The organism is Gallintestinimicrobium sp. (assembly GCF_046968865.1).
Classification (GTDB): Bacteria; Bacillota; Clostridia; order Lachnospirales; family Lachnospiraceae; genus Gallintestinimicrobium; species Gallintestinimicrobium propionicum.
Map to the genome: position 1 here is coordinate 34491 of NZ_JBKVPW010000022.1, position 16969 is coordinate 51459.

The window sequence follows — 16969 nt, forward strand, 5'->3', positions numbered from 1 at the left end:
TATGTTACAGCAGGTAATGACAAATCCAGGAGAAATTATTTTCAGAGAGGTTCCGGTTCCGGAGGTAAAGGAAAATCAGGTGTTGGTAAAGATTATGAATATTGGTGTTTGTGGATCAGATATTCATGTTTATCATGGAAAACATCCGTTTACAAAATATCCGGTAACACAGGGACATGAGGTTTCCGGTGAGATTATAGAACTTGGAAAAAATGTCACAGAGTTTCATGTTGGACAGAAGGTGACGATAGAGCCGCAGGTATATTGTGGACACTGCTATCCATGCCGTCATGGAAAGTATAATCTCTGTGAGGAATTAAAAGTAATGGGATTTCAGACGACAGGAACAGCATCTGAGTATTTTGCAGTGGATGCATCTAAAGTAACACCTATTCCGGAAGATATGTCCTATGAAGAAGGAGCTATGATCGAACCTCTTGCTGTGGCAGTTCATGGTGTAAAACAGATGGGCGATGTGGCTGGCATGAATATTGCAGTCCTTGGAGCAGGACCGATCGGAAATCTCGTGGCACAGACAGCAAAAGGAATGGGAGCAGCGAAAGTGATGATCACAGATATCAGTGATCTTAGACTGGCAAAGGCAAAAGAATGTGGAATTGATGTGTGTGTGAATACCAAAAATAAAGACTTCGGTGCGGCAATGCTCGAAGCATTTGGACCGGACAAGGCGGATGTGATCTACGACTGTGCCGGAAACAATATCACAATGGGACAGGCAATTAAATATGCAAGAAAAGGAAGCACGATCGTACTGGTGGCTGTTTTTGCAGGAATGGCAGAAGTAGATCTTGCAGTGGCAAATGACCACGAACTTGACATTAAGAGCACGATGATGTACCGCCATGATGATTACATAGATGGAATCAGACTGGTAAATGAGGGCAAAGTTCATTTGAAACCGCTCATCTCAAAGACATTTGCTTTTAAAGATTATCTGAAGGCATACCAGTATATTGATGATAACCGCGAGACAACGATGAAAGTAATTATCAACGTCAGTGAAAAGTAAGGAGTTCGTATGGAAAATAAATATGGAATTGTCGGAGTTGCCCATGTCGGGCTTCCGACAAACGATTTACAGAAAACAGTTGAGTTTTATAAGAGTCTTGGATTTGAAGTAATTATGCAGTCTTATAATGAAAAAGCAGGGGAAAAAGTGGCATTTTTACAGATAAAAAATTACTGTATAGAGACTTTTGAAAATGGGCAGGCGGCAATGTCAGACGGTGCATACCAACATGTTGCACTTGATGTGGAAGACATTGAAAGTATGTATCAGAAAATCTGCAATGAAAAATACACAGTTATTACAGACGGAATCGAAGAACTGCCATTTTGGGAAAATGGTGTGAAGTTTTTTATGATTAAGGGACCAAATGAGGAAAGAATAGAGTTCTGTCAGAAACTCTGATAAAAACAGGAGGGACATATGGGAAGCGAAAACAAAAATGGAAAAGTACCGCTGATCAGTAAGATTGCATATGGGTTTGGTGATGTTGGATGTAATTTCAGCTGGATGTTTGTCAGTAATTTTCTGATGATATTTTATACAGACGTGTTCGGAATCAGTATGGCGGCTGTGTCAGCACTGATGCTTTTTTCAAGATTCTGGGATGCAATCAATGATCCAATCGTCGGGGGACTTACGGATAAAACAAAATCGAGATGGGGACGGTACCGTCCATGGCTGTTAGTAGCGGCACCAATTACAGCAATTCTTCTTGTCATGACATTCTGGGCAAGACCTGACTGGCCGCAGAATGGAAAGATCATTTATATGGTAATTACATATTGTCTGCTGGTTTTGGGGTATACCTGTGTGAATATTCCATATGGAACCTTGTGTGGTGCTATGACACAGGATATTGATGAACGTGCAAAAATAAATACATCCCGTTCGGTTGCAGCGATGATTGCAATTGGTGTGTTAAATATTATCACAGTTCCGCTGCTCAGCAAATTCGGCAGTCACAGTGCAAAGACAGGATATCTGACGGTTGCGGTCATATATGGATGTATTTTTACAGCCTGTCATTTCTTCTGCTTTGCGAAGACGAAAGAGGCAGTGATCACTCCGGAAAAAGAAAAAATTTCTGTAAAGGTTCAGTTGAAAGCAGTCATGCAGAATAGACCATATCTTCTTGCATTGGTAGGACAGATATTATTTGGATTTACATTATATGGTAGAAACGCAGATATTCTGTATTATTTTACATATGTGGAAGGGAATGCCTCCTACTACACAACTTATTCGATGTGCATCATTATTCCTTCTATCATCGGGGCAGCCTGTTTTCAACCAGTATTCCGCAAGTTGAATAACAAAGGAAGAACAGCATCTCTCTTTGCTTTATTTACAGGAATTTCCATGTTGTCTATGTTTTTCTTCAATGCCAAAGAATCACCAGCTATTTTTTATGCATTATCTGGTCTCACACAGTTTTTTTTCTCTGGATTTAATACCGCAATCTATGCAATTATTCCAGACTGTGTGGAATATGGGGAGTGGAAAACCGGACTTAGAAATGATGGTTTTCAGTATGCATTTATTTCACTTGGAAATAAAATCGGAATGGCAGTTGGAACAGCACTTTTAGCAGGATTACTTGGAAAATATGGTTATATTGCAAATCAGACACAAAATGCAATTGTACTTTCAATTATGAAACATGCATTTACGACGATTCCAGGTGTACTGTGGATTGTGACTGCGGTTGTATTATTTTTCTACCGGTTAAATAAAAAACGTTATAACGAGATTGTGGAGGAACTGAAATGGAAGAAAAAGTTGATATCGTGGCATTGGGAGAATTGCTGATTGATTTTACGGAAGCAGGACACAGTATAATGGTATCGTAATTTAAGACACTTCAAGAGACATTTCTTAATGAATCTGATATACTGTAAACACTATAGAAAGAAGGATCATTATTATGTCTCGAACAAGAAGAAATTTCTCCGCCAAATTCAAATCAGAATTAGTGATTGAACTGCTCAAAGGAGAAAAAAACTTAAATGCAATTGCAACCGAAAACAATATTCAGCCAAATCTTCTCCGCAACTGGAAGAAGGAATTTCTCGATAAAGCATCCGCGGTTTTTGATGACACACGAGAGGATAATCTGAAAGAAAAACTTGCTTTAGAGCGCAAGGAAAAAGCTGAATATGCGAAAAAAGTTGGCCAGCTCACCATGCAGGTGGATTGGTTGAAAAAAAATCTGAAGAAACACTTGGACCTGACTACGAGAGTAAATTTAGTCCAAAACCTTTTGAAGACTAAAGAACTTCCAGTTAAAACAGGAGCTGCGCTTCTTGATATCAACCGTACCAGTGTGTATTACAAGGGCACGCCCATATCTCAGGAGGAGTTAGATTGCAAATCGATCATAGATCGATTACATACAGATAACCCGGTCTGGGGAGCACGACAGCTGTCTGCTCAACTGAAGAAACGTGGGCATCAGGTTGGCCGCCGTAAAACGCGCCGTTATATGAATGAAATGGGGATCGATCCAATCTATCCAAAAATGAACCTTTCTAAACGTATGCAACAGGCTAAAGTCTGCCCGTATCTGCTACGTAACGCTGTGATCGACTGGTACTAAGCTGACACCAACGTCAAAACAGGGAGAGGGGGGATCATCATGAAAGACATTATGTATGTACTGACGGCAGCAGAGTGCAAAAGCATTTCCAGAGCGGCCGAAATTCTTTATATCAGCCAACCGGCACTGAGCCGCTATATCAGCAAGCTGGAGCGGGAGCTGGGATTGGCATTGTTTGAAAGAAGCGGTGAAGGAATCCGTTTAACGGATGCCGGGGTGATCTATGTGAAATACGCACGGGAGATAATGAGGGCGAAGGAGGAGATGGAACGGGAGCTGAAGCGGCTCTGCAGCGGCAGAAGAAACATTTCGATAGGCACTACATTGAATACCGTCTATATGTCAATTCCAGACATGCAGACCGCTTTCGCCGGAAAGTATCCGGACTGCAGGCTGACCTTTGCGAACATCCGGGCGGAGAATATTATTGACGGTCTGAGAAAGCATCAGTACAGCTTCGCGGTCGGGCCTGATTCGGCCGCTTTCGAAGAGGATATTTCCTGTGAAAAGATTTGTGAGGAATATCTGCTTCTGATGGCTCCTGTGTGTCTGGATTTAAGGCCGTATGCGTTGAAAAAGGAGGGGTGCAGATATCCCTGGCTGGATCTTTCCAGGCTTCCGGAGCTGAATTTCATCCTACAGGAAGAAACCACAGCCATAAGAAAGCAGATCGATCGGGTATATGAGGAGTACGGGATGAAGTCGGCTTCCGGAATGACAACCTCCAATTCGGTGATGGCCATTCAGGTGGCAGAGAACCAGATGGCCTGCTGCTTTGTTTCGGAAGCATTTTTCCCATATATAACGGAAAAAAGCAGGGTTCGGTTTTACTGCGTGGGAAAGACGGTTCAAAAAACCAACAGCTGTATTCTTTATCTGAAGAACAGGAGCTTTACGCCGGAGGAACGCTTCTGTATGTCTGTCGTCCGGCAGACGATGAAGGAGAATTACCAGCGTATAACGACATAAACGAAGAGAAGATAATTTAACAAACATCAGGGCATGCCTGCGGGTTATACCCTGATGCTTTTTTTACATTGGACAGGAGCAGAACCGTTTTTAGGATTTAACAGGTTGGTGTTTTGGGTGTTTTTACCGATAAAGCTGTTTCAGGAAATTTATCGGTCGGATTTTGACGGCGTGTTCCAAACGGAAATGCTTTTGTATGGGGTTATTTCTGTTTTGATTATTTATGTGCTGGACTGGGTCGTGGTGCGCTATTTTGTGAGAGACAGAAGGGACACGCCAACGCTGATTCAGATGGTCTGCCGGAGCAATTACGTGCTGTTCGGACTGTCCGTTGCGGAGAATATGTATCCTGATGAAAATTTAAGTCTGATTTCGGTGATGGCAGCCTTTGTGGTGCCGATGTTTAATATTCTGGCGGTTCTGCTCTTTGAAGTGTTCCGGGAAAGCGAGAAGCTTTCTGCGTTGCATCTGTTAATCGGAATAGCAAAATCCGCTGGTGCCTGGCAGTGCTATCGCGCTTTTGATAAAAGGGGCGGGGCTGGGAGTTGCCGCAAGCAATGTGGTCTGCCAGTTCACATTGTTTTTGCGGATTACACTGTTGAAATTTTGTGGATTATGTTAGATCGGTCTGGAAAAGCATCAGGAAAGCATAGGGTATACCTTTTGCTTATACCCTGATGTTTTTTTTGCATTGGACATAAAAAGGCAGTTCCTTTTAAGATAATCGTATGTACGTTGTGATATTACGGCGGAGGCTTCAGGAAGGCTTGGCCGGGTAATGTAAATCATATAACTCTACAGGGAGGAAGAGCAGATGAAAATTACCAGACCTGCAATGGCAGGAACATTGGAATCCAGCGACTGTCAGGTGACAGTGGAGGAAGGAGACGGCGGGATCTCGCTGACGCTTAAGAGCGCGGTGATCCATCAGTTCGGCAACCGGATACGGAAAGTGGTTTATGAGACGCTAGAACGTCTGGGCGTGGAGGATGTGAGAATTACGATCGTGGACAAGGGAGCATTGGACTGTACCATCAAAGCCCGCGTCGAAGGGGCCGTTTACCGTTCGGTGGGAGAGACAGAGCTTCTGCCCTGGGGAAGGAGGATACGGTGATGAATACCGGTAAAAAGCGTCTGAGAAGAACAATGATGTTTTTAAATGCGCAGAGGCCCGCGTTGATCAGAGATCCCTATATTTATAAGCCGGATTCGATCATGCTGGATCTGGAGGATGCCGTTGCGGAAAATCAGAAGGACGCGGCCAGATTTTCCCTGTTTCATGCCCTGCGGGAGATCGATTACCGGGGAGTGGAGCGAGTGGTAAGGATCAATGCGCTGGATACCCCTTACTGGAGAGAGGATATCCGCTGTGCCGTCGCCGGAGGCTGCGATGCCATTCGTATTCCCAAGACAGAGAGCGCAAGGGACGTGAAGCTGGTGGAGAATGCCCTGGATTTCGCGGAGAGAGAATTCACGCGTCCGGAAAAAAGCGTGCTGATCATGGCGGCGATCGAATCCGCAAGAGGGGTCATGAAGGCTCTTGATATCTGCGAGGCCTCGGAGAGGCTTTTTGGAATCGCCCTGTCAGGGGGAGATTATACCAAGGATCTGCAGACCCATATCTCTGGAACCGGAATCGAACTGATGGGAGCCCGCCAGAATCTTGTAATTGCGGCCAGGGCGGCGGGCGTACAGTGCTTCGATACCGTATATACGGATCTGAACGACATGGAGGGATTCCGCCGGGATGTGGAAACCATCCATCTGATGGGCTTTGATGGGAAATCCATCATCAATCCCAGGCAGATCGACATTGTGCATGAGATTTACACGCCGTCTGAGCAGGATGTTATTTTCGCGGAGAAGGTAGTCAGGGAAATCGACGAGAAGAAGGCGCAGGGAACAGGCGTTTTCACCGTGGACGGGAAGATGATTGACATCGCGTTCTACGACGGGGCAAAAAGGACCCTCGCACTGGCAGAGGCGTCCGGGGTATACAGGGAGAAGAAATCATGATAAACGCAGTGGGGAGAGAGATTCCGGAAGAAATACTGAAGCTGACGGGAAAAGAGGTTTTTCAGGGAAACGATCATTTTGACGGAAGGGAATTCAGGGTACACGGGCCGAAAACAGCCTGTGTGATCAATTCAAACGGAAGCAAGCTGGAAAACAGCATACATGACGTTCTGGTAAAATGCGGGATCCGGGATGGAATGACGATCAGCTTCCATCATCACTTCCGGGACGGGGATTATATCGTAAATATGGTGATGGAAGAAATCCACAGGATGGGGATCAGGGATATCACCATCTGCGCCAGCTCTCTGGGAAAGGCCCATGATCCGATCGTTCCCTATATTGAGGATGGGACGATCACCAATATCCAGTCATCGGGAGTAAGGGGAAAAATCGGAGAAGCGATCTCGAACGGAAAGCTTAAGGGACTTGCCGTTATGCGGTCCCACGGAGGCCGTGTGAGGGCCATAGTAACGGGCGAGACGCAGATCGACATTGCCTTTATCGGAGCGCCTACTTGTGATGAATACGGGAATTGCCGGGGGATCGGAGGAAAAAGCAACTGCGGCGTGCTTTCCTATGCCATGGTGGATGCCCGCCATGCGGACAGGGTGGTGGCGATCACGGACTGCCTGGTTCCGTTCCCGAATTTTCCGGCCCATATCAGTATGACACAGGTGGATTATGTGGTGCAGGTGGATGCGATCGGCGATCCGGAGAAGATAGCCACAGGGGCGGCAAAGCCGACCACGGATCAGAGAAAGCTGATGATGGCTGAATACTGTACGCAGTTTGTAATTCATTCCCCGTACTTTAAGGATGGATTTTCCTATCAGACCGGCGTGGGAGGAGCTTCCATCGCATCTACGATTTCGCTGGCAAGAGAAATGAAGAAGAGGAACATACGTATGCGGTTCGGCGTGGGAGGACTTACCAAGCCGATGTGTGATCTGCTGATCAACGGGCAGGTTGACTGCCTTCTTGATACCCAGGATTTTGATCTGGACGCAGTGGAATCCGTGAAGGATCTTCATCATTTCAGAATCAGCGCGGGGGAATATGCCAACCCGTTCAACAAGGGCGCTGTGGTCAACAAGTTGGATTTTGTGATTCTGGCCGCGTTGGAGGTGGATGTGAATTTCAACTGTAACGTGGTTGTGGGCTCTGACGGGATGATCACAGGGGCGCAGGGAGGTCATCCTGACACGGCGGCAGGAGCGAAGTGCGCCATCGTCATTACGCCGCTTTTACAGGGGCGGATTCCCGCGATCTGTACGGAGGTAACTACGGTCACCACACCGGGGGAGAGCGTGGATGTGGTGGTCACGGATTATGGCATAGCCATCAATCCCCGGCGGCAGGATCTGATAGAAGCGATGAAGGATGTGGATCTGCCGTTTACGTCGATCGAAGAGCTGAGGGATACGGCCTATGCCATCAGCGGAGTGCCGGAACGGGTGCAGTTTCTGGGCAGGGTCGTCGGTATCATAGAAAGCCGGGACGGGACGATCATGGATGTGGTACGGCAGATCAAACCCTTTACATTTTCAGAGGAAACGGGTGACGGACAGTGAGCCTTGAGGAAGTGCTGCGGTTCAGGGAGAAAAAGGCTCTGCTGCAGGAAAAGATGATCCGGGAGAACCCCGGAGCCGTGATCGTTAGCCTGGGGATGAATATTCCGGGACCGGTAAAAAGCGGCCCCATGATATATGCGGCTTTCCGCGAAGGGCTGGAACGGTTGGAGGAGCTGTCAGGGAAAAAGAAGGGAATGCGGACCGTCAAAGTGCTCATGGAGGAAGCTGCCGGATATGCCGCAGTCTGCCTCACAAAAGAGCAGGATCCATATTCGGTAAAAAGGGCCGCCATTCGTCTGGAGGAGAGCCATCCTCTGGGAAGGCTGTGGGACATCGACGTATTTCAGGACAGTCCCGAGGCGGTGAGCAGAGAGACGGTCGGTGCAGAGAGGAGGACCTGCCTCCTGTGCGGCCGTGATGCAAAGGAGTGCGCGAGAAGCCGGAGGCATGACATCAGAAAGCTGCAGGATAAGGTGACGGAAATTATTGCGGGCTGGCAGACAGGAAACAGGACATGAAGCAGATCGTAGCTGAAAAAGAAGCGGTTCAGATCGGAAACCGGGCTTTCACGGCTCTTCTGGAGGAAGTATATACGTCTCCCAAGCCGGGGTTGGTGGATCTTTACTCGAATGGAGCGCATCAGGACATGAACGTCCGTACCTTCGAACGCAGCGCCGCAATCCTTCGTCCCTTCTTCGTGGAAATGGCGCTGCAGGGACTGGAGCATTACGCTTCGCCGGAAACGCTTTTTGTGAAAATACGAAAAACGGGACAGCGGGCCGAGCGGGCCATGTACAGGGGTACGGGAGGCGTGAATACGCATAAGGGCGCTATTTTCACCCTGGGCCTGTTCAGTGCGGCAGCAGGCTGCTGCCTGGCTGGGGACGGCGTCATAACAAAGAGGCGTCTCCGGGATATTCAGACAGAAATGACGGAACAATCACTGGGCAGGGAAATCAGAGAGCTCCGAAGGAAGCGTGGAATGAGCCATGGAGAAAAGAATTTTCTGAGATACGGGACGCTGGGGATAAGAGGAGAGGCCATACGGGGCTATCCCTGCCTGTGGGAGGTGTCTCTGCCTGTATTCCGTCAGGGAATCGCCGGAGGATGGGACCCAAACAGTGTGAAGCTTCAGACGCTGCTGACCCTTATGAGCAAAACGGAGGATTCCAATATTATTGCAAGGCATGGACCGGAGACTCTGCGCAGAGTGCAGGCGGACGCGGAAGGTTTTCTTATGGCAGGAGGCGCTTACAGAGAGCAGGGAGTGCGGGAGCTGATCCTCATGGATCAAAGATATACGGCGGAGAATATCAGTCCGGGCGGTTCGGCGGATCTGCTTGCCGCAACCATTTTTCTGGAAAAAATCATTAACGGCTGCCGTCCGTGACGGGACGGGAAGCAGACGGAACGGAGGTCGGGCGGATGCTGACAACTGGCAGACCATTCAGAGGAAGAGAACTGGATGAATTGAAGGAATTTCTTGCAGGCGCGGGGCTGCGCTATGAGGAGGGCATCGAATATTCCGTATGCCTGAAAGAGGGAGGCGTGATAACAGGAACCGGCTCCGTGGAAGCAAATGTGATCAAATGTGTGGCGGTGGAGAAAAGCCGTCAGGGCCAGGGGATTATGGCGCAGATCATCTCCGAACTGATCCAGTACCTGTACGAAAAGGAAAGGACGCATGTTTTTGTCTATACCAGACCCGAAAATTTGGAGATCTTTGCGGATATGGGATTTTATGCGGTTTATGCAGCGGAAGGAATCCTTCTTCTGGAAAACCGGGAAAAAGGGTTTGACAGCTATCTGAAGCAGCTTGAAGAAGAGACACCGAAGGAAGCGCTGCCGCAGCCTGCGGCCGGAGGAGATGCCGGAAAGAAAGCGGCCCCTCTTTCCAGGATCGGTTCGGTGGCGGTCAACTGCTGTCCCTTTACGTTGGGCCACAGATATTTGCTGGAGGAAGCCCTGAGGCAGTGTGATTATCTGCACCTGTTTCTGCTTTCGGACAACAGGGGGATTTTTTCGGCCCGGGAGAGATATGAAATGCTGCAGAGGGGAACAGAAGATCTGGACAGACTCATTCTGCATGAGACTTCGGGATATATGATATCGGCAGCCACCTTTCCTACGTATTTTTTCAAGGACAGAGCGCAGGGAGAATCGGCAAACTGCAGACTGGATCTGGAGCTGTTCGGAGCCCGCATTGCGCCCCGTCTCGGGATTGCGGTCCGGTTTGTAGGTACAGAACCATTCTGCAGGATTACCAGGGCTTATAATGAGGAAATGAAGCGGATCCTTCCGGGATACGGCATTCGTGTGGTGGAAACAAAGAGAAAAGCCTTAAACGGCAGGCCGGTCAGCGCTTCGGAGGTAAGAAAACGGATTGCGCAGGGAGATGTGGAGGGAGTGAAGAAAATGGTTCCGGAGAAGGTATACCGGTATCTGAAGGAAAAGATGGGGAGGCTGTGAGACTATGATGGGAAGAATCCGCCTGACCCGATTGATTCTGATCTCCTTTTTTTCATTGCTGGTTATTCAGATATTGATTGTGGGAATTTTCGGAAAGTTCAGCGCACTCGAATTCCGGCAAAGGGAGAAGGAGTCCGTGGATTATATTTTAAGTATGTATAGCCGAAATATGGAAGGAGCATTAGAGAAAACCGACAATGATCTGGAAGATATTTTGCTAAGCAATTCTACTCTGATGTTGTTGAAAAACAAATCCGGCCTGCAAAGATGGCATGCTAGTTATGCACTGTCAGAATTGTTAAATAAGAAGCTTTCATCAACAATGGAGGCAGACGCATATGTGGTTTTTGATGCAGAATACGAAATATTTATTATGGCCAGGAGCAATAATATTCTTTATGATGATCTGGAACCCATTCAAAATTATCTGTCCGGTATTGCCGGATTAAAGAAAAAAAATACAGGATGGATTTCAGCGCAGATGGGAGAGAAAGTTTACCTGATTAAATGCTATTACTATGGTGGAGTTTGTATCAGTGCGATTATTTCCGAACAGAAAATAAGAGAAATTCTTTCTTATGGACAAAATACGGAAAATCTGTTGGAGTTCTATGTGACAGACGCAGAAGGAAATGTCATTTGCGCTTCAAACCCAGATGTCAAATGCGGACAAAGACTGGAGACGGAAATGGAAGAAAAATACTTTCGCCCCCGTTGGTACAGGCAGGAAGTGATGAACGGAACCTGTTATGTAGTAGCCGTAGTCCGGCAATCTGACGCGCTGAGGGATTCGCCATACTTTTTTATTGTGTTGGTGATGCTGCTGATCTCTCTGATATTTATATTCTGGCTTATGAGATTTATGAATGATGAGGTTATAAAACCTATAAATGTACTGGCAGATACTTCCGGAAAAATCCGTATGGGGGATTTGACAATCCGCCCGGAATACTCCTGCAAAAATACGGAAATGGCCGGTCTCAGAGAAACCTATGTTACTATGCTTGATACGATAATGGAACTGAAGCTCCAGGAATATGAGAATGTGATTCGTGTAAAAGAATCAGAACTGAAATATATGCATATGCAGTTAAAACCTCATTTTTTTTTGAATGCGCTATCTACAATTAACAGTATGGCTTATGAAAATGAAAACGATGAGATTCATGAATTTATTCAGGCCTTTTCCCGAAATATACGGTACATGTTCCGGGTGGGACTTCATACCGTCAGTCTGAAAGAGGAAATTGCCAATATAGAGGATTATCTGGAAATGCAGCGAATTCTGTATAAAGACTGCTTTTACTTTTATATGGAAGTGCCGGAAATGCTGGAAAAATGGGAAATACCGCAGATGCTTCTGCATACGTTTATGGAAAATATATTTAAGCATGCAGTATCCATCGACACCTTTACCACAATTTTTCTGCGATGTTCGTTGGAAAAATTTGACGGTATATCTGTACTGAAAATTGAAATTCAGAATTCCGGAAATCACTTTAGACAGGAAATACTGGAGCGGATTAATGAGGATGCAGGAAAGAAGGAGAACCACAACAGGGGAATAGGGCTGATTTATACAAAGGAGATTCTCTCAATCATGTATGACAGGGAGGATTTGCTGTTTCTGGAGAATGAGGAGGCTGGCAATGTTAAGGTTACGGTACGGATACCCGGAAAAGTACAGATGAAAGGGAAAGGATACAGTGCAGAATGAATTTGCTGATTGTAGATGATGAGGTGATTACAACTCAGGTTTTGAAAGAAAAGCTGAATAGAAAATATCTTGGAATCAGCAGTATATTTACAGCTTACAGCGTGGATATGGCAGAAAAAATTTTGCAGAAAGAAAATGTGGAAATTATCCTGTGCGATGTGGAAATGCCTCGCGCGAACGGTCTGGAGCTTTTGGAATGGGTTCGCAATAATCAGAAGGAAGCGGAATTTCTGTTTTTGACTAGCCATGAAAAATTCGAGTATATCTTTAGCGCCATGCAGCAGGGCGCGTCTGATTATCTGCTAAAGCCGATAGATATATCGAAAATAGAACAGGCTTTGTTTAAGGTAACAGAAAAGGTAAGGAAGCAAAAGCAATTAAATGAGGTTCAGGAATACTGGAATTATGGAAAGCGCAGGATACTGAAAGCGCTTTGGCGAAATATTATTTTTGGGGAGATTTCAGGGCAGGAGAATATTTTCAAGGAGATTGAAAAGCAGGGCCTGGAGAGGGATATAGGCTGCAGTTATATCCTTGTACTGGTTCTTTTTCAAAAAGAAAACGTATTCAGGAAGAAAGAGCCGCAGGGTCTGAATCAGTTTATTATAGATAATGTTCTGGCTGAAGCTTTGACAGAAAAATTCGAGATGGCCAATTGTGTTCACTGGGAAGAAAACGATGATTATTATGTGGCGGTAGTGTCAGAAAAGCAAAAAGAAGATGTGGAAGCCCGGATGGAAAAAGTAAAAAGCGTATTGGAATATTATTTTGACTGTCCGGTCCGGGCAGTCTATGTATCAGATGCGGGAGACGTCAGTCAGCTCGGAAAATACAGGGAACAGATATCGGTTTATGCTTCATCGCATATTCATGAAGGCGGAAAGGTGTTCTTTATTCATGGACAGGAGAAGGGGCAGGAGAAAATGGCCTATAGGCTGAATACCAAATTTGTTCTTCAATGCTTCGAGAGGGGGGAAAGAGTCAAACTGCTCGAATATTTGCAGAAAAGTATTCTGAATGTTCAGAAAAAAGACAGTGAAAAAATTCTTCTTGAATATTTCCAAATGGATTTACTCCAGATTTCAGGAGCATATCTGCATCAGCACGATATCAATACCGAGTTCCTTTTTACGGATGAGGGATATAAGAAAACATGGCTCAAATCACATTCCTCCACATTTTTTATGATTCAATGGAGCGCTTATTACGTAAATAAAATTTTTGACAGTATTAAGAACGGGGAGCGGGGAAATGACATTGTGGATAACATGGTGACTTATATTCATAAACATTATGAGGAAAATATCAATCGTAACATGCTTGCAAAAAAGGTGGGTTTTTCTCCGGAGTATATTGGAAAAATATTCAAAAGGAAGACAGGAATGGGAATCAATGAATATATTAATACAATTCGAATTGAAAAAGCCAGAAATCTTCTGGAAACTACAGATTATAAAATTATAGATATTGCCCTGATGGTTGGATATGACAATATGCCATATTTTTCTTCTGTTTTTAAAAAGTATGTCGGTGTATCACCGGCGGAATACAAAAAGGATAACTTAAAATAATAGCCTTAAAAATGAAAGTTTCAGTACTTTTTTGTATAAGAACTTTCATTTTTTTGTTGTTATACTTAGAACAGTTAAAAAAAGAAGGTAACTCGAGTATCCGGATTCCGGCGCCTGAGCCGGTTGAAAACAGTTAAAGTTATTATAGGAGGAGGTTTGTCGTGGAATTACGGAAGTTTATTGAGCGCACTGCAGCGACTGGAATTCTGGGAGTAAAAATTACGCAGAACGGCGAGGATATGGGTAAACATCTGTGGGATGAGGAATGTAGGCGTAATATTTATTCTGCAAGTAAAAGCTTCACTTCTGCTGCGGTAGGAATTGCTGTAAAGGAAGGCTTGCTTAGGTTAGAGGAAAGGCTTGTTGACGCTTTCTCCGAAGATATACCTGAGAATCCTAATGAATTTCTTCAGCAGGCTACGGTAAGGGATTTGCTTACCATGTGCTTGGGACAGCAAAATGCGGAGCTTATGGGAGGTCAGCGTCCGTTTTATCAACAAAAAGACTGGGTAAGGATGTCTTTGGCATTTCCGTTTACAGAATGTCCCGGAAAAAGATTTTTATATAATAATGTGGGGCCATATCTTGCAGGAATACTTGTACAGAGGCGGGCGGGTTGCGATCTGGTGTCCTATTTGACCCCGCGGCTTTTTGAGCCGATGGGAATTCCAAGACCGACATGGGAAACCGACCCGGCAGGAAATACCTTTGGCGCAGGCGGCCTGTTTTTGACTCTGTCGGAAATGCATAAGTTTGGGCTGCTTTATCTGCAAAAAGGGGATTGGAATGGAAAACAGCTTATACCGGAAAAATGGGTGGATGAAAGCACCAGGATACAGGTGTTGACGGGTCGCGAAGAGGATTATGGTTACGGCTATCTGTTTTGGGGCGGTCCGCATGGATCTTTCCGGGCAGATGGGAAGTATTCTCAGATTTCCCTGATTCTGCGTGACAAACATGCAGTGATTTCAACAGTGGCAGAATGCAGGAACAGTAAAATATTAATGGATGCCATTTTTGAAGAATTATATCCACAATTATAAAGCGAAGGGGAATAGATATGAAGACGAAAAAGAAAGGATACAGGAAAGGAACATTTTCTCTTTTTCTGATTGCTCTGCCTGGTATTCTGTATTTATTTATTAACAATTATGTTCCTATTATGGGTATATTTATTGCCTTTAAGAGGTTCAGCTATGCAAAAGGGATATGGGACAGTCCGTGGTGCGGATTTGATAATTTCAAATTTCTGTTTATTACAGATGACGCATGGGTAATTACAAGAAATACACTTTTGTATAATCTGGCATTTATTATTATTGGAACGATTATATCAGTTTTTATGGCGATTCTGTTAAATGAGCTTGGTGAGAAGCTGCGGGGCAAGTTTTTTCAGTCTACTTTGCTGTTTCCTCATTTGCTTTCATGGGTAGTTACCTCTTATCTGGTATATGCGCTATTGGGAGCTACGAATGGTTTTGTAAATAATACGATATTGGCCGGTATGGGGAAAGAGGGAATAGACTGGTATTCTGTCAAAATGTATTGGCCTCTAATTCTGATTATTGTTTACATATGGAAAAATGCAGGATATACGGCAATTGTTTATATGGCTGGAATTGCCGGGATTGACAAAGAGATTTTTGAGGCGGCGAGAATAGACGGAGCCAGCAAAATAAAGCAGATTATTTCAATTACGTTGCCGATGCTTCGTCCGACTGTGATTATTATGACTCTGATGTCTATCGGAAGAATTTTCTATTCGGATTTTGGGTTATTTTATCAGGTACCGATGAACAGCGGAATGCTGTTTTCAGTGACACAGACGATAGATACTTATGTATACAGGGGACTGATGGAGCAGGGAAATATCGGTATGTCGTCTGCGGCCGGAGTTTATCAGTCACTGGTAGGATTTATTCTTGTGATGTTGGCTAATTATATTGTTCGGAAGAAAGACCCGGAAAATGCACTGTTTTAGGAGGTGACGGTAATGTTAAAAATGGGTGATGAAAAAAGATTCCGGTTAATAGCGACGCTAATTCTTTTAGTTATTAGCATTGTTGCGATTTTTCCCATGGTACTGCTTATTGTAGCATCTTTTACAGATGAAAATGAACTGATTACCCGAGGTTATCAGTTGTTTCCGAAGAAACTCAGTCTGGAAGCTTATCGTTATATGGAAAAGCAGGCTTACACGATCGTACGCGCATATCTTGTAACGATTGGAACTACGGTGGTCGGCACGGTGGCAAGCGTACTCCTTACGACATCGATTGCCTATCCGATGGCAAGAAAAACATTCAGGTATCGAAATGTTCTGTCATTCTTTGTATATTTTACGATGCTGTTTAATGGAGGCCTGGTTCCCCAATATATTATGTGGACTACGATATTTCATATCAAAGATACCTATGCGGCGCTTGTGCTACCTAATCTTCTGATGACAGCTTTCAACATTTTTCTGGTGAGAAATTATTTTACCAACAGTCTTCCGGATGCATTGTACGAGGCGGCACAGCTTGATGGGGCATCGGAATTGGGGATTTTTGCAAGAATTGTATTTCCGCTTGCCACACCGGTTGTTGCGACCGTCGGATTGTTTTCCGGATTGGCGTATTGGAACAGTTGGACGAATGCATTATATTATGTTCAAGATCCGAAGTATTTTGGAATTCAGAATCTTCTTATGCGGATTATGAAAAACATTGAATACCTTCGCTCCGGAGCGTCAGAAATGGCAGCAGAAGGGCAGACAGTAACGCTGCCGGGAAATGCAATCCGTATGGCATTGGCGTTTATAGGTATTTTGCCGATTATCGTTATTTATCCTATGCTTCAAAAGTATTTTATCAAAGGTGTTGTTGTGGGAGCTGTAAAAGGTTAAAAGTATCCGGTTAAAAACAGTATACGGAAAGTTATGCTTAAAATTGAAAGTTTTTATTTAAATAATAAACCTTTCATTTTCAAGAGTATAAGTTTGAAACAAAGAAGTAGAGGTTATCCGAGAAAAATAGATCATAACAA

General features: G+C 44.9%; 17 protein-coding genes. All 17 read left to right on the plus strand.

The window, feature by feature from the left end; all coding sequences use genetic code 11:
* The first annotated feature begins 1 nt into the window (after position 1).
* The 17 genes from ACLTOQ_RS14910 to ACLTOQ_RS14990 all read left to right on the plus strand — a co-directional run bounded on the left by ACLTOQ_RS14910 (position 2) and on the right by ACLTOQ_RS14990 (position 16829).
* A complete protein-coding gene (locus ACLTOQ_RS14910) occupies positions 2 to 1030 on the plus strand; it encodes a zinc-dependent alcohol dehydrogenase (RefSeq protein ID WP_412319801.1) in 1029 nt (342 codons plus the stop codon).
* Positions 1031 to 1039: 9 nt separating this feature from the next.
* Complete coding sequence (locus ACLTOQ_RS14915; protein ID WP_109215752.1) at positions 1040 to 1432, plus strand: VOC family protein; 393 nt, start codon at positions 1040 to 1042, stop codon at positions 1430 to 1432.
* An 18-nt stretch (positions 1433 to 1450) separates the two neighbouring features.
* Positions 1451 to 2839 (plus strand): MFS transporter, encoded by a 1389-nt coding sequence (locus tag ACLTOQ_RS14920; RefSeq protein ID WP_412319803.1) that lies wholly within the window; start codon positions 1451 to 1453, stop codon positions 2837 to 2839.
* A gap of 115 nt (positions 2840 to 2954) precedes the next feature.
* Positions 2955 to 3626 carry an IS3 family transposase gene (locus tag ACLTOQ_RS14925; RefSeq protein WP_412319805.1) on the plus strand — a complete coding sequence of 224 codons (672 nt, stop codon included), beginning with the start codon at positions 2955 to 2957 and terminating at the stop codon, positions 3624 to 3626.
* 39 nt (positions 3627 to 3665) lie between these two features.
* The gene (locus tag ACLTOQ_RS14930; RefSeq protein ID WP_412319807.1) at positions 3666 to 4595 is read left to right on the plus strand and encodes a LysR family transcriptional regulator; all 930 of its coding nucleotides are present in this window, start codon (positions 3666 to 3668) and stop codon (positions 4593 to 4595) included.
* 54 nt (positions 4596 to 4649) lie between these two features.
* Positions 4650 to 5273 carry an AEC family transporter gene (locus ACLTOQ_RS14935; protein WP_412319809.1) on the plus strand — a complete coding sequence of 208 codons (624 nt, stop codon included), beginning with the start codon at positions 4650 to 4652 and terminating at the stop codon, positions 5271 to 5273.
* Between the two features lie 136 nt (positions 5274 to 5409).
* Complete coding sequence (gene citD, locus ACLTOQ_RS14940) at positions 5410 to 5709, plus strand: citrate lyase acyl carrier protein (protein ID WP_118762325.1); 300 nt, start codon at positions 5410 to 5412, stop codon at positions 5707 to 5709.
* Complete coding sequence (locus ACLTOQ_RS14945; protein ID WP_118762324.1) at positions 5709 to 6611, plus strand: aldolase/citrate lyase family protein; 903 nt, start codon at positions 5709 to 5711, stop codon at positions 6609 to 6611. The genes citD and ACLTOQ_RS14945 overlap by 1 nt, the downstream gene beginning before the upstream one ends.
* Positions 6608 to 8185 carry a citrate lyase subunit alpha gene (citF, locus tag ACLTOQ_RS14950; RefSeq protein ID WP_412319812.1) on the plus strand — a complete coding sequence of 526 codons (1578 nt, stop codon included), beginning with the start codon at positions 6608 to 6610 and terminating at the stop codon, positions 8183 to 8185. Before ACLTOQ_RS14945 ends, citF begins: the two co-directional genes overlap by 4 nt.
* Positions 8182 to 8703, plus strand: coding sequence for a citrate lyase holo-[acyl-carrier protein] synthase (gene citX, locus ACLTOQ_RS14955; protein ID WP_118762322.1), 522 nt, complete (start codon positions 8182 to 8184; stop codon positions 8701 to 8703). Before citF ends, citX begins: the two co-directional genes overlap by 4 nt.
* On the plus strand, positions 8700 to 9575 hold the full coding sequence (gene citG / locus ACLTOQ_RS14960; protein WP_412319815.1) for a triphosphoribosyl-dephospho-CoA synthase CitG: 876 nt from the start codon (positions 8700 to 8702) through the stop codon (positions 9573 to 9575). Before citX ends, citG begins: the two co-directional genes overlap by 4 nt.
* Positions 9572 to 10654, plus strand: a complete 1083-nt coding sequence (citC, locus tag ACLTOQ_RS14965; protein ID WP_412319817.1) for a [citrate (pro-3S)-lyase] ligase — start codon at positions 9572 to 9574, stop codon at positions 10652 to 10654. The genes citG and citC overlap by 4 nt, the downstream gene beginning before the upstream one ends.
* A 4-nt stretch (positions 10655 to 10658) precedes the next feature.
* Positions 10659 to 12371: a sensor histidine kinase gene (locus tag ACLTOQ_RS14970; protein ID WP_412319819.1), complete on the plus strand. Its 1713-nt coding sequence runs from the start codon at positions 10659 to 10661 to the stop codon at positions 12369 to 12371.
* Complete coding sequence (locus ACLTOQ_RS14975) at positions 12368 to 13942, plus strand: response regulator transcription factor (protein ID WP_412319821.1); 1575 nt, start codon at positions 12368 to 12370, stop codon at positions 13940 to 13942. The genes ACLTOQ_RS14970 and ACLTOQ_RS14975 overlap by 4 nt, the downstream gene beginning before the upstream one ends.
* Positions 13943 to 14103: 161 nt before the next feature.
* Positions 14104 to 14985, plus strand: coding sequence for a serine hydrolase (locus tag ACLTOQ_RS14980; protein WP_337754761.1), 882 nt, complete (start codon positions 14104 to 14106; stop codon positions 14983 to 14985).
* Positions 14986 to 15002: 17 nt separating this feature from the next.
* Positions 15003 to 15923 carry an ABC transporter permease gene (locus ACLTOQ_RS14985; RefSeq protein ID WP_118762316.1) on the plus strand — a complete coding sequence of 307 codons (921 nt, stop codon included), beginning with the start codon at positions 15003 to 15005 and terminating at the stop codon, positions 15921 to 15923.
* A 12-nt stretch (positions 15924 to 15935) separates the two neighbouring features.
* Entirely contained in the window at positions 15936 to 16829 is an 894-nt protein-coding gene (locus ACLTOQ_RS14990) for a carbohydrate ABC transporter permease (protein WP_412319824.1), read from the plus strand.
* The last annotated feature ends 140 nt before the right edge of the window (positions 16830 to 16969 follow it).